The 14315-nt window shown below is 46.0% G+C and carries 14 protein-coding genes; all 14 read left to right on the top strand.

Annotated features, from left to right (window positions below):
* Positions 1-11 precede the first annotated feature (11 nt).
* The 14 genes from MHB64_RS28670 to MHB64_RS28605 all read left to right on the top strand — a co-directional run bounded on the left by MHB64_RS28670 (position 12) and on the right by MHB64_RS28605 (position 14265).
* Positions 12-269, top strand: coding sequence for a DUF1146 family protein (locus MHB64_RS28670; RefSeq protein WP_076285651.1), 258 nt, complete (start codon positions 12-14; stop codon positions 267-269).
* A 200-nt stretch (positions 270-469) separates the two neighbouring features.
* Positions 470-1846, top strand: a complete 1377-nt coding sequence (murA, locus tag MHB64_RS28665) for a UDP-N-acetylglucosamine 1-carboxyvinyltransferase (protein WP_094871177.1) — start codon at positions 470-472, stop codon at positions 1844-1846.
* 235 nt (positions 1847-2081) lie between these two features.
* Positions 2082-3233, top strand: a complete 1152-nt coding sequence (gene spoIID, locus MHB64_RS28660) for a stage II sporulation protein D (RefSeq protein WP_341135892.1) — start codon at positions 2082-2084, stop codon at positions 3231-3233.
* A 61-nt stretch (positions 3234-3294) separates the two neighbouring features.
* Positions 3295-4035 (top strand): M23 family metallopeptidase, encoded by a 741-nt coding sequence (locus MHB64_RS28655; protein ID WP_094871146.1) that lies wholly within the window; start codon positions 3295-3297, stop codon positions 4033-4035.
* 273 nt (positions 4036-4308) lie between these two features.
* Complete coding sequence (spoIIID, locus tag MHB64_RS28650) at positions 4309-4596, top strand: sporulation transcriptional regulator SpoIIID (protein WP_019915029.1); 288 nt, start codon at positions 4309-4311, stop codon at positions 4594-4596.
* A gap of 128 nt (positions 4597-4724) precedes the next feature.
* Positions 4725-5723: a rod shape-determining protein gene (locus MHB64_RS28645; RefSeq protein ID WP_094871147.1), complete on the top strand. Its 999-nt coding sequence runs from the start codon at positions 4725-4727 to the stop codon at positions 5721-5723.
* Between the two features lie 47 nt (positions 5724-5770).
* On the top strand, positions 5771-6649 hold the full coding sequence (locus tag MHB64_RS28640) for a flagellar hook-basal body protein (protein ID WP_280787292.1): 879 nt from the start codon (positions 5771-5773) through the stop codon (positions 6647-6649).
* Between the two features lie 52 nt (positions 6650-6701).
* Positions 6702-7523, top strand: coding sequence for a flagellar hook-basal body protein (locus tag MHB64_RS28635; RefSeq protein ID WP_094871151.1), 822 nt, complete (start codon positions 6702-6704; stop codon positions 7521-7523).
* A gap of 10 nt (positions 7524-7533) precedes the next feature.
* Positions 7534-7770, top strand: a complete 237-nt coding sequence (locus MHB64_RS28630) for a DNA-directed RNA polymerase subunit beta (RefSeq protein ID WP_094871153.1) — start codon at positions 7534-7536, stop codon at positions 7768-7770.
* A 257-nt stretch (positions 7771-8027) separates the two neighbouring features.
* A complete protein-coding gene (gene fabZ, locus MHB64_RS28625) occupies positions 8028-8450 on the top strand; it encodes a 3-hydroxyacyl-ACP dehydratase FabZ (RefSeq protein ID WP_042192447.1) in 423 nt (140 codons plus the stop codon).
* Positions 8451-8496: 46 nt separating this feature from the next.
* Complete coding sequence (locus tag MHB64_RS28620; RefSeq protein WP_341135891.1) at positions 8497-10218, top strand: phospho-sugar mutase; 1722 nt, start codon at positions 8497-8499, stop codon at positions 10216-10218.
* A gap of 133 nt (positions 10219-10351) precedes the next feature.
* Positions 10352-12388 (top strand): DUF5693 family protein, encoded by a 2037-nt coding sequence (locus MHB64_RS28615; RefSeq protein WP_341135890.1) that lies wholly within the window; start codon positions 10352-10354, stop codon positions 12386-12388.
* Positions 12364-13503: a polysaccharide pyruvyl transferase CsaB gene (gene csaB, locus MHB64_RS28610; protein WP_341136133.1), complete on the top strand. Its 1140-nt coding sequence runs from the start codon at positions 12364-12366 to the stop codon at positions 13501-13503. Before MHB64_RS28615 ends, csaB begins: the two co-directional genes overlap by 25 nt.
* Before the next feature lie 6 nt (positions 13504-13509).
* Complete coding sequence (locus tag MHB64_RS28605; protein ID WP_256990645.1) at positions 13510-14265, top strand: WecB/TagA/CpsF family glycosyltransferase; 756 nt, start codon at positions 13510-13512, stop codon at positions 14263-14265.
* Positions 14266-14315 lie beyond the last annotated feature (50 nt).

Here is a 14315-nt window from a genome sequence, read left to right as displayed (position 1 = left end):
GGAGGGTTAACATGGGGGATATATTGTCCAATGGATGGTCTAGTGCCGCTGGGACCAGCAGCATGATCTCAATGATTGTTTCTTTGCTCAGTGTTGTATTATCTTGGTGGGCATTGCAGAACCTTAAGCTGGATTTGGTCATAAGATATCCCAAGAGTCCTCAAGGAAGGCTGCTGCACTTGCTTCTGGCTATTGTACTTGGTCGTTTTGTTGCAGGATTCTTTCTGGATTACCTTAGCTGGAGTGGGATGATCCGCTATATGTTTTAGGAATATGTAGTTTGGTTATAAGTGTCATAGGTCGCAATGGTCAAAAAGTGTCGAATAATAAGGTTTTATTATGTCAACACTGAACTTTAAGGAACATGCCCGGCTGAATGGGCATATCGATGGAGTATGCGAATTTTTTTGCAATTACTTTTAATCTAAAAAATAATTTAAGAAATAATGGACGCGGAGGGAAACCGAAAATGAGCAAATTTATCGTCCGCGGTGGCAACAGATTGACCGGGAGCGTGAAAGTTAGCGGCGCAAAAAATTCCGTATTACCGATCATAGCCGCCTCTCTATTGGCAGAAGAAGGAGTAAGCGTCATTGTGGACGCACCTCCGCTTGATGATGTAATGACGATATCAAAAATGTTGGAATCTCTGGGTGCAGGGGTTACATATCAAAACGATATTATCCAGGTGGATGCTACAAACATCACTTCCTGTGAAGCACCTTATGAATGGGTACGGAAAATGCGGGCATCTTTTCTAGTCATGGGCCCTCTGTTATCACGGCTTGGTCATACAAGAATTTCTTTGCCTGGCGGCTGCGCCATTGGCACACGACCGATTGATCAGCATTTGAAAGGATTTGAAGCGCTTGGTGCGGAGATTAGTCTCGGCCAGGGCTACATTGAAGCGAAAAGTAACGGTCGCCTGCGCGGAGCCAAAGTGTATTTGGATGTAGCTAGCGTGGGTGCGACCGAAAATATAATGATGGCAGCGGCACTCGCCGAAGGCGTGACCGTGATTGAGAATGCGGCTAAGGAGCCTGAAATTGTCGACCTGGCCAATTATTTGAATGGTATGGGCGGAATCGTTCGCGGTGCGGGTACAGGTGTTATCCGTATTGAAGGCGTAGAACGTCTGCATGGTGTTAAACATCATGTGATTCCTGACCGTATTGAAGCTGGTACCTATATGGCTGCCGCAGCAATTACAGGTGGGGACGTATATGTGGAAGGCGCAATCGCGGATCACTTGGGACCTGTTATTGCTAAGATGGAAGAGATGGGTGTGACCATTATTCCTGATGAAAATGGAGTTCGTGTCATTAGTGACAAGCCACTTAAAGCTGTTGATTTGAAGACTTTGCCGTATCCAGGCTTTCCAACGGATATGCAGTCACAAATGATGGCATTATTGCTGCGCTCTGAAGGCACTAGTGTCGTTACAGAGACTGTATTCGAGAACCGGTTCATGCATGTGGATGAATTCCACAACATGAATGCTGAGATTAAGATTGAAGGTCGCTCAGCAATCGTTACAGGTAATGCGCAATTGGTCGGAGCTAAAGTTTGTGCTACGGATTTACGTGCGGGAGCTGCGCTTATTTTGGCAGGTCTTGTTGCTGAAGGCACTACTGAGGTAAGCGGAACTCATCATATTGACCGCGGATACGTACATTTGGCTGAGAAGCTGTCCGGACTAGGTGCGGAAATTTGGCGCATCTCCATGGAAGACACAGCCGTGCAAACAGTGAAAGATGAAACTCTTAAACCAGAAGTAGCCAAGAGCGAATCAAGCAAAAGCGAAGAGGTTAAACCTCGCTTTCAGGTTCAAGCAACTTGGGTATAATATCAGTCATTAGATGAGAACAGGCTGCAGTGATGCGGCCTGTTCTTTTTTATATTATTAGAAAGTATATTTGAATCCTCATCTAATGGGGATTTTTTTTGTTTGTAATTTTTTAACGCGGGGCATAGTGATAGATACGAGAAGGGGACTCTCTTTCTCTCAAATATTGTTCTAGTAGTTGCTGTAAATTCATATCTATAAGAATCAACAGTGACTCACGGAAGGAGCCATAGAGATGAAAGATTTCCGCTACTTGCGACGTAACAAGTCAACGCGCTGGCACTCGCGTCCCCTTGCTTCCCGGCTCAGGCGCCTCGGTCCCGTCGCCTGGCTCGCAGCGCCTATTCTGGCGGCGCTGCTGATTCCACTGGTGGTTGTCCCGCTGCACCGGGGACAACCGGCGCCTCCGGCCTTGCCGGTGATAACGGCCTCGCCAGCCGCACCAGCGGGGCCGGAGGCAGCTGCGCAGGAAGCGCCGCAGCCGAAGGTCTCTGTCTATTTGTCGCGTAGCGGACAAATAGAGACGTTGCCGCTGGAGGAATACGTCAGCGGCGTGCTTGCGGCCGAGATGCCGGCCAGCTTTGAGCTTGAAGCGCTCAAAGCGCAGGCCGTAGCGGCCCGCACCTTTATCCTTCGCCGCCTGCTGGCTGGCGACAGAAGCGGCGTCCCCGTTCCGGGGGCGGATGTAACAGATACGGTAAGCCATCAGGCTTACGTGTCTAAGGATACGCTGGAACGGAAGTGGAAGCTCGGCGGAAGAAGCGCCGACCTCGCAAAGCTTCAGCGCGCGGTTCTTGAGACGCGCGGTGTCATTATGACCTATAAAGGGCAGCCGATTACGGCCTCCTTTTTCGCCTCCAGTGGAGGATATACCGAGAACTCGGAAGAATACTGGAATGCAGCGATCCCCTATCTGCGCAGTGTAACTAGTCCTTGGGAGAAAGAGATTACCCCGAACTATGCGGTGACATCTACATTCACCATCTCGGAAATACTTACTAGACTTGGATTAAACGACAGAGTAATCCCTGCATCAAAAGGTACTACTCAATCAGGCATGACAAAGAATATCTCTACTTCCTCTGAATTGCCGGTAGAAGTCTTGTCTCTCACCACTGGACATAGGGTTAAGCAAATCTCTATTGGAGGTACTGTTTTTACTGGAAGAGAAGTGCGAGAGAAGCTAGGGTTACGTTCCAGCCAATTTAGTTGGGGGCGAAAAGGGAACAAAATCTATATAACTACTTTCGGAAATGGGCATGGTGTGGGAATGAGCCAGTGGGGAGCAAATGGGATGGCGAAGGAAGGCGGAACGGCTACTCAAATTCTCAAACACTATTACAGTGGCATCTCTTTTACGCAAATCTCAACTCTTCTGAAAAAATAACTTGAAAGATACGTATAAAAGATAGAAGCCCGGTAACACTGGTTACTGAGGTGATAACCATATGAATGAACAAGACAAAAACAAAACAAACCATGATGAATCTCTCAAAAAATCGCAGGGAGATTTAGGTGCTAAACCTTCTTCATGGAGCAAGATGTTATCTAAACGTTGGGTGTTCCCAGCAGTCTACACGGCGGCAGCGGCAATTATACTAACTTTGGTGTGGGTCTATCAGGATGCCGGCCAAAAACCGCTTAAACAGGACACCGCCGCCACATCACAGCAAGTAGGAGCTTCGACCAATGAAGCTGGTACTGCAAACAGTAATCCAGATGCCCTTGAAGTTCTTGCTTCAGCGGAAAGCCTGGTTTGGCCAGTAGCCAATCCAGGTGAAGTAGAAGTAGTCAAACCGTATTATGATGAAAATGGTACAGAGGACAATCACGTTGCCGCAATGGTGCAGTATAACGACAAATTTATTCCTAATGTCGGTATCGATCTTGCCCGTGAAGACAACAATACGTTCGACGTTAAAGCAGCGCTTAGCGGTGAAGTTACTAGAGTGGAAGATGTTGCAGTGTTAGGTAAGGTCATTGAGATTACCCATCAAGGTAACATGAAGACCGTGTACCAAAGTCTTGGTGACACAAAAGTGAAACAAGGCGATGTTGTGAAGCAAGGAGATACGCTTGCAACCGCAGGTCGTAGTGAAATCGAGAAGGATCTTGGCAATCATGTACACTTTGAAGTGTACAAGGATGGCAAAGTAGTTAATCCATCAGAGTTACTGCCAGGACGATAAGAAAATTTATAACAGGGGGCCTTCGCCCCCTGTTTTTGTGTGTAAATAAGGCTCTTCGTAAGCAGTATGCTTATAAAGAGCCTTATTTTTCTATGAGAAACGGTTTATGTCTTTAAAGGACTAACGACGTTCCGTCATGCGAATAACAAGGCTTCTTGGGTTGTCCATTAAATAAAATGAGCCCTCGGAGGCTTGTCATGTCTTGAAAGCGCGAATATATAAGCCCGCCCCTCATATAATGTACCAAACTATCCACAGTTGGGAGGCGGGAGCGTGCACGATTACATCAAGGAACGTACGATCAAAATCGGACGCTGCATCGTGGAAACCAGGCATACGGTCCGGACCATAGCCAAGGAATTTGGCGTTTCAAAGAGCACGGTGCACAAAGACTTGACGGAGCGTCTGCCAGAGATCAACCCTGATCTGGCCGATCAGGTGAAGCACATTCTTGAATATCACAAATCCATCCGACATCTTCGGGGGGGAGAAGCCACAAAAATTAAATATAAAAAAACGACGGGGAAAAAACGTGAGGTTGCTGTAGCATCAAAGCCATGAGATTTTCGGAAATTTAAGGAAATATTAAGCTTTAAAACATTGTGTAGTTCCCCTAAAGTATGTTATTTTTAAATTTAGTACTAACTGCTGTTTTTCAATTAAAATAACACTTTGGGGGCTCTTTCATTATGTTTAGCAAGGATATCGGAATCGACCTCGGCACGGCCAATGTGCTCATACATGTTAAGGGAAGGGGAGTCGTTCTGGATGAACCTTCCGTGGTCACACTTGAAAGTGATACGAAGAGAGTCCTTGCGGTGGGAGAACAGGCACGTCGCATGGTTGGACGTACACCCGGAAATATAACAACGATCCGTCCTTTACGGGATGGTGTCATTGCAGATTTTGAAGTCACGGAAATGATGCTGAAGTATTTTATTGACCGTGTTGGCGGTCGTACCTGGTATTCACGGCCTCGCATTCTGATATGCGCCCCTACAAATATTACATCTGTGGAACAAAAGTCCATTCGGGAAGCGGCAGAACGTAGCGGGGCTAAGGAAGTATTTATGGAAGAAGAGCCAAAGGCCGCTGCGATTGGAGCGGGAATGGACATTTATCAGCCAAGTGGAAACATGGTCGTCGATATCGGTGGCGGAACGACGGATGTAGCCGTACTTTCAATGGGCGACGTCGTTACCGCTTCTTCGATTAAAGTCGCTGGAGACAAGTTCGATGATGCCATTTTAAGATATATTAAACAAAAGTATAAATTGTTGATCGGTGAACGGACAGCAGAGGATATTAAGGTTACTATTGGTACGGTTCGACCTGGTTTGATGAAATCCGAAATGGACATTCGTGGCCGGGACATGGTAAGCGGACTTCCCCAGACGCTCACTATTACGGCGGGAGAGGTAAAGGAAGCATTATGGGATCCGGTTTCATCCATTGTGGCTGCAGCTAAATCGGTACTGGAGCGTACACCACCAGAATTGTCTGCGGACATTATTGACCGGGGTGTGGTTCTTACTGGTGGAGGTGCTTTGCTTAACGGATTGGACGAGCTGCTCTCAGAAGAATTACATGTACCTGTCTGGGTAGCAGAAGACCCTATGCACTGTGTGGTAAAAGGAACAGGAATTATGCTGGACAATTTGGACAAGGTCGTAAAGAAAAAGTTCTAAGCAGCCGATATAAATGGTAGCATTAGATTCGGAAGGAGACTACCTTCATGATAAGAGGATTATATACGGCCGCCGCAGGTATGGTTGCGCAGCAACGTAGACACGATACGGCAACACAGAATATCGCTAACTTAAATACAACGGGATATAAGCAGGTTGATAGTGTTAATCATGCTTTTCCGGATGTCTTGATCTCAGCTATGAGTAATGGCAGCACTACACCGGTTGGGCGCCTTAATACAGGGGTTTTTGCAGAACAGTCGATTTCCCAATATTTACAGGGTGATTTAAGGGAGAGCGGCAAATCTATGGATTTTGCTTTATCTACGGATTTACAAGTCGCCGACCCTGTGACGGGTCAGAATATAGCTTTTGATGGTTCAGGGAAATATGTAAGTCCTGAGGGTGAGGTTATTTACCGTCCGCAGGCTTTCTTTACTGTGCAGGATACTGATGGCAATAACCTATTTACCCGAAATGGAAGCTTCTCAGTAAATGCAGCTACGGGAGAAGTATTGAGCAGTGGAGGCTTCAAGGTTCTTGATTCCACTGGCAAACCTCTCGTCTTGACAGGAAATCAGGACACCCTTAAAGTGGACGGGCAGGGCAATGTATTAAATCCAGAAACAGGACTTCCGACAGGGACCAAAATTGGTGTGAGTGTAGTTACAAAGCCGCAGGAGCTTGTGCGTGATGGTAAGGGTGTGTTTCATGCTGATGATATAGCGGCAGCGGACATTCGTTACTCCAATGCAACTGATAACTTACAGGTGCGTCAAGGATATTTAGAGGGCTCCAATGTTGACCCTACTCAGGTAACTGTAGATTTGAATGCCGCATATAGGGCTTATGAAGCGAACCAAAAGATCGTTCAATACTATGATAGCAGCTTGCAGAAGGCTGTAACTGAAATTGGCAGGGTATAGGCACTGCTTATGAAATGAGCTTTACAGGTAAAGCTTATAGGAGGTTTGATCTATGAATAACTCAACTATTAGTGCAGCAGTCTCCATGTCCAGCCTTCAGCAGCGGCTTGATATTATAGCGGATAACCTAGCCAATATGGATACAAATGGTTATAAGAGCAAGAAGGGCTCCTTTGAGGATGTGCTTACTCGTGTGCAGCAGCAATCGGATGACTATGATCAGCCGGGTCGCGCTACACCCTTAGGCTTTAATATTGGATTTGGGACATATGTGCCTTCGATTACGACTAATTGGGAAGAAGGCCCCCTTAAAGAAACGGGTAATCCAACCGATTTGGCACTTCAGGGTAATGGGCTGTTTGGCGTTCAGGTCAATGGAACTACAGCTTATACAAGACAAGGCGACTTTCACTTTACGCCTGACACTACCGATGCAACGAAGATGGTTCTTGTAGATAATACGGGGAATCCGGTACTGAATACAACAGGTAATCCTTTAACGGTCCCTGTGGGCGTGAATGCAGCTATTGATGAATCCGGTCGTGTATTAACGAAACAGTCAGAGAATGGACCTGTTCGGGTAGCAGGTACTATAATGATTGTAGAACCTAAGACACAGAATGCTTTAAAGGCAGTGGACGGGAATTTCTATATGCTTGCCGATGGAGTTACAGCACAGCAGGCTTTTGTACAAAGAGCGGCAGGTGAGGCGTCTGGAATTGGAGTACGCTCAGGGTGGCTGGAGCAGTCAAATGTCGATATGACCACAGAAATGACAGAAATGATGCAGATTCAACGTACGTATCAACTCGCAGCTCGGGCGCTTTCTTCCAGTGATCAGATGCTAGGTCTGGCCAATAACATGCGCGGGTAGAGGTGAAGGAATGGAACGTCAGAAAAAGGTGAAGTCGGAAGACAAACCAGAAGACAAGAAAGAGCCGAAGCGGCGAGGATTATCAAAATGGACACTTATCCAGTGGATTCTTATTCCTTTGCTTCTCGTAGTTGCACTTGGAGGCGGGCTGGTCGTCGGTTACGTTGTCCTTGGCAAAAAAGAGTTTAGCGATGTTCTACAATGGAGCACATGGAGACATGTCTATGATTTGGTTTTTGCTCCATAATTTAAAAGGATAACGACTCCCTTCTTGCTTAAGGGAGTTTTCTTTTTTATACGGATAAATGTATAATGGTGGGGGGCTGCGGGCAGCAAAAAGGGCCCTCTCCGCCATGCTATCGCATCTGGTGGAGAAAGCCCCTTATCTCAACCTCCACTTCTGCAGGTGGTGAAGGATAATATAGTTTTTACCGAAGCTGCCTAAATTTATGCATTTCGGCGAAGAATAATATGAAGTAACATCCGAAAGGAGTTTTATTTATAATGCTGGATATCAATCAAATTCAAGAAATCATCCCCCATCGGCCTCCATTTCTGCTGGTGGACAAAATCACTGAGATCGAAATGGGTAAACGAGCAGTCGGCATTAAAAATGTAACGATCAACGAGCCTTTCTTCGCAGGTCATTTTCCGGGTTATCCGGTAATGCCGGGCGTACTGATTACAGAAGCTCTTGCACAAGTGGGTGCAGTTGCTATTCTGGGGGTGGAAGCGAATCGCGGTCGGATTGGCTTTTTAGCCGGGCTTGATGGATTCCGTTTCCGTGGTCAAGTCGTACCGGGAGACACCCTCACTCTTGAAGTAGAGATTACTCGCCTTAAGGGCAGTATTGGAAAAGGACAGGCTACTGCGTCGGTTGAGGGGAAAGTTGTTGCCTCTGGGGAAATTATGTTTGCTCTGAGCTAATATTACTTTGAATTATTTATTATACATGGAGAAGGAGAGATTCTAAATGACTCAATTAAGCCCGAAAGCGGCAGAAACCTTATCACGCTGGCTGGAGAACGCCTCCGTTGATGAATCTACGAAGGCGGAGCTGCGCGCGCTGGAGAACGAGCCACAGGAGCTAGAGGAACGATTTTATAGAGATCTAGAATTCGGTACAGGTGGTCTACGTGGTGTAATTGGTGCGGGTAGTAATCGTATCAACCGTTATACGGTAGGTAGAGCTACGCAAGGTTTCGCTAAATATATTCTGGAGACGCATACTGGAGAGGGAAGACCTTCTGTTGTTATCGCTCATGACTCTCGTCGTTTCTCGCCTGAATTCACACTTGAGGCTGCTCTTGTACTGGCTGCTAATGGCATTGAGGCTCATTTATTCACTTCTCTGCGCTCAACACCACAATTATCGTTCAGCGTGCGGCATTTGAAGGCAACGGGCGGTATTGTCATTACTGCAAGTCATAATCCGCCTGAATATAACGGGTATAAGGTTTATAATTCTGAAGGTGGACAGCTTGTCCCTGACGAAGCCGAAAAGGTCATTTCTTACATATTAGGGGTTGACACTTTTGATGGTGTGAAACGGATTTCCCAAGAAGAAGCAGAGCGTCAAGGCCTGCTGCACTGGCTGGGTGAGAAGGATGACGAAGCGTTTACCGATACGGTCGCTGCGGTTAGTCTTGCAAGTGAAGAGATCGCCTCTACGCTTGGAAAAGACTTCAAAATCGTATACACCCCGCTACATGGTACTGGTAACCTGCCAGTCCGCCAAGTGCTTGAGAAAATTGGTTTCACACAGGTGCATGTTGTGCCTGAGCAAGAACAACCAGATTCCGAATTTTCCACTGTAAAATCACCGAACCCGGAAGAACGCGAAGCCTTTACACTGGCTATGAGGCTGGGCGAGGAGTTGAATGCAGACCTCTTAATTGGCACAGATCCCGATGCAGACCGTATGGGGGCAGTGGTTCGTGACAATGAAGGTAAATTTGTTGTTTTGTCGGGCAACCAATCTGGAGCTTTGATGATTCATTATTATTTGAGCCGTTTACAGGAACAAGGTAAGTTGCCTAGCAATGGTGCAGTTGTGAAGACTATCGTGACGAGCGAGATGGGGGCTGCTGTAGCCTCTCATTATGGTGCAACTGTATTTAATACGCTAACAGGCTTCAAATATATTGGTGAAAAAATGACTCAATTCGAACAATCCGGAGATTACACATATCTTTTCGGTTATGAAGAAAGCTATGGTTATCTTGCAGGTAACTATGCCCGTGATAAGGACGCCGTTCTTGCGGCTATGTTGGTCGCTGAAGCAGGTGCTTATTACAAAGCTCAAGGCAAAACATTATATGATGTCCTTCAGGAATTGTATGAGCAGTTCGGGTACTTCTTGGAAAGCCTGGAGTCTCGTACATTGAAAGGTAAGGATGGCGTTGCGCAAATTCAAGGCATCATGAATGATTGGCGTACAAATGCACCACAAGAAATTGCGGGATCTGCCGTTACAGAGGTGCTGGATTATTCGCTAGGCTTGAATGGTCTGCCGAAGGAAAATGTACTAAAGTATTTGCTGGCTGACGGTTCGTGGTTCTGCCTGCGTCCTTCAGGTACCGAGCCAAAGATTAAAGTTTATTTTGCGGTTGTGGGTGAATCCTTGCAGAATGCTAAAGACAAGGTAGCTACACTATCCAAGCTGGTTATGGCCCGCGTTGACGGGGAACAATAAAATAAGAATATAGATCGCATTCTATATTTTGAAATTATATTTTTAACGTAGAAACGGGTACCGTCTCTAAAGGATGACGATCCGTTTCTACTTTTGTAAAAAGAGTTTTGAAGTGAAAGAGGAGGTACTTTTGGTGCAGCAAAAATGGCAACGTTGGAATATTTCTTCCCGGAAGTGGCTGTGGATCATAGTTGTGGTTGGCGTTTTAGCTGCCTTGCCAGTTGTCTATGACCGTCTGCAGACGGAGAAGTCTTCCAAGACAGTGGAATTTGTATTTGATTACCGGGATTTAGTTGAAGTAGCAAGCTATCGTGCAAATCCGCAGGATTATATTTCCGAACAGTTAGATCGTCTAAAAGATGCTGGTGTTCAGAGTATGGCGATTTACGAAAGCACGCTGGAAGATTATCGTAAGGCACGTCGTCTCATGATGTGGGGAGCGGCTGATATCGCTAATCTTACGGATACAATTATTCCGGTGAATGAGAACTATACTTATGTTCTTTTTACTAATCCTGATTACTACCAGGCCCTGGCGCCTGTCATTAAAGAGGCATTCGGTAATCTTGGGATTACTTCGAAGGAATGGAGTTTCCGCGGACAACAAGGTCTTATTATTGAGACTCCAATAGAAGATGCTACACTGAAGCCACTTCAGCCAGATCCATTTACACTGGAGATGTTGCATGACAAAGGATTTACCATTGTGCCGCGTCTGGTGGATTCTCTGACTTATAATAAAGCGACCGTTAAGAAGCTGTTAGATCGTTATGAAGAATTGGGTGTGAAACGAATCCTATTCGAGGGAGAGTCCGTTAAAGGGTTTAATGATGATGCCGATACGGCTAGTATCACTGACTTTGCAAATCTCCTTAAAGAACGTGGAATCGGGATTGCAGCGATTGAGAATATTAAGAAGCAGCAGAAGGGCTTTAACAAACTTGCTTATTTGCTGGACTATAACGTAACACGGTTGTATTCCCTTAGCGAAGGGGACTCTGCCTTAGATCCAAAAGTGATCTCAGATCGTTTCGCTTTGGCAACAAAAGATCGCAATATTCGCATGATTTATTTAAATACAATTCCTTCACGGAATACAGCAAAGGCACAGATTACAGATACGCTAGACAACCTTGTCACCAGTCTGAGTGAACCTGGAGGCGCCGTTGAACAGATCAAAGATAATGGCTTTAAACTAGGACAAGCTACGGCATTTGAGGTTGTAGATTCGTCTTATCAACGTTACTTCAAGCTAGTTGCGGTAGTTGGTGCAGTCTCTTTAGTAGCGCTGCTGATTTCTTACTTTATTCCATGGCTTACGATTCCTGCATGGGTACTTGGATTACTGGGAAGTGCAGGACTGCTGGTCTTGAAACCAGAAATGTTTGAGCAGGGGCTGGCACTAGCAGCAGCGATAAGTGCGCCGACTCTTGCTGTTGTACTGGCCATTCGTAAGGTCAATGAAATGGGGCCTCCTCTACGGAGCAATAACCTTACCTATAAGGCTATGAGCCCGCAACGTCGGTTCACACATAGTCTGGTGCTTTATCTGAAGACTTCATTAATTTCTTTGAGCGCCGTGCCATTTGTGATCGCACTGCTCAACAACATAACTTATAGTCTAGTGCTGGACCAGTTCCGTGGTGTTAGTCTGCTTCATATGGCACCTATCGGCCTTGTGGCACTATATGTACTTTTGTATCGTGGGGAATTTGTGTTCAACAAGACGGGCAAGCTGCTGCGGACACCTATTACACTAGCTTGGGTTATTGCCGCTGCAGTTCTTGGAGTAGTGGGTATGTATTATTTGAGCCGAACCGGAAATGGGGGCAACGTAACACCTTTAGAGATGGCCTTCCGTACATTCCTTGAGAATACAGTCGGCGTCCGGCCACGTAATAAAGAATTTTTACTAGCTCATCCACTCTTAATTCTGGGTGCATTCTTAGCCTTTAGATACCGGAGTGCAGCGTTTATCATGATTATTGCCGTAATTGGTCAGCTCTCCATGGTGGATACCTTTGCACATATTCATTCACCAGTTCTGATCTCGCTAGTTCGTGGACTGTTAGGTCTTGGACTCGGACTGATCATTGGTGTAATTGCCGTAATCGTATGGCAGATTGCAGAAGGGTGTTGGAAACGATGGTCGCCACTCCTAAAAAGATAGTTATCTCTGGTTTCTATGGTTTTCGTAACAGTGGAGATGAGGCGGTATTGCAGTCTATTCTAATTGCACTGCAGAAACAGTCTCAAGCTTTGGGTATATCCATTGAGCCTATAGTACTATCCATTGATCCTGAGTGGACAACTGCGACCTATGGAGTCAAATCCGTGCACCGGATGAAGCTTGTTGAAGTCCGTCAAGCGATTTATGAGAGCGCGGGTCTGATTAGTGGCGGGGGTAGCTTGTTGCAGGATGTAACAGGTAGCAAGAGTATTCCGTACTATTTAGGGATTATCAAGCTTGCTCAATGGATGGGGAGACCCACCTTTATCTATGCTCAAGGCATTGGGCCAGTGAATCGCAAACTTTTTTACCCTTTTATCAAATCAGTGTTTCGTAAATGTACCTATATATCTGTGCGGGATGAACAATCCCGCGAGCTTCTTCTATCTATGGGACTAGAACAGAAGAACGTAGAAGTTGTTCCCGATCCGGTTATGGGCTTGTCTCTACCGGAGGAAGACCCTGCTGCTGCTGTACAATCTTCGGCATCAGCAGACTCGCTTCCGGTGATCGGGATATCAGTACGTTTTTGGGAGCAAGATCGCAGAGAACTGGATACTCTTGCGCAAGGCCTGATTAAGGCCAACCGTGAGATTCCATTGCATTTGCGATTCCTCCCTTTTCACACTCCTTCGGATAATGAGGCTTCACGTTATGTGATGGAGAAGCTGAAAGGAAGTATAACCGAGCAGGGTGGGCAGGTTAGTATTTGTGAGGATGCTATTCACCCGCAGCAAATGTTACGGGAAGTGGGACAATGTGATGTTTTAATCGGAATGCGACTTCATAGCTTGATTTATGCGGCTGGAAGACGTGTTCCGCTGATAGGTATTTCTTATGATCCGAAGATCGATCATTTTCTGAAGAGAATCCAGTGCCATCCTGTTGGAGCGACAAACACACTAGATGCTGAACATGTTGCTAACGAGATTGTCCATCTTTTGAACACCGCAAAGGAATGGAGAACCGAACGGGATGAGGTCATCACCAAGTTGATTCAAGCAGCAGAGGCACCAGCTCGGCAAATTGTAGAATATTTTCACCATAAAGGATGATCTAAAGTGAAAGCAGACAGCGCGGTACCTACAGTTCCTATTTTTGGGATTAGAGTCTCGAAAGTGGATATGGCAGCTACAGTTGCTTATTTGACGGAGGCTGTTCAGACCCGTATCCCGCATCAAGTGATTACAGCCAATCCAATTATGGTTATGGCTGCACTGGAAGATCCAGCTTATATGGATATTATGAAATCGGCTGAATTGGTTGTCCCCGATGGGACAGGAGTTGTCTGGGCTTCTAATTATTGTAATGAACCGGTAACCGAACGGGTAGCAGGTTATGATCTGTTACATGAATTGATGCGACAGGGTGAAAGATATAGCTGGAAGGTATATCTTCTAGGTTCTACGCCTGAGGTGATTCGGGAAACCGCTGAAAGGTTACAATTGCAATATCCGGGTGTTATCATTGCAGGATATCATGACGGTTATTTTGGTTCGGATGCGGACGAAGAGGTTATCGCTGAAATTGTTAATACTAACCCTGACTTATTATTTGTGGCCAGAGGTGCAGATAGTCAGGAACCTTGGATTGCTAAATATAAGTCCAAACTTGGCGTTCCGATCATGATGGGGGTCGGCGGCAGCTTTGACGTGATCTCTGGGAAGAGCAAAAGAGCGCCAATAGCGTTCCAAAAAATGAGAATTGAATGGTTGTACCGTCTCCTAAAAGAACCTACACGGTACAAACGAATGCTTGCACTGCCGAAATTCGCATTAAAAGTGGTGCGTGAGAAAGATAAAGTAACAAAAGTCTAGCAAAATGCCGATATTCACCTAGAAAATGAGATAAATAGCCTAAATAAAGG

It is taken from the genome of Paenibacillus sp. FSL K6-2859 (assembly GCF_038008265.1).
GTDB classification, from domain to species: Bacteria; Bacillota; Bacilli; order Paenibacillales; family Paenibacillaceae; genus Paenibacillus_AQ; species Paenibacillus_AQ nitricinens.
This window is presented reverse-complemented; position numbering and strand designations above follow the sequence as displayed.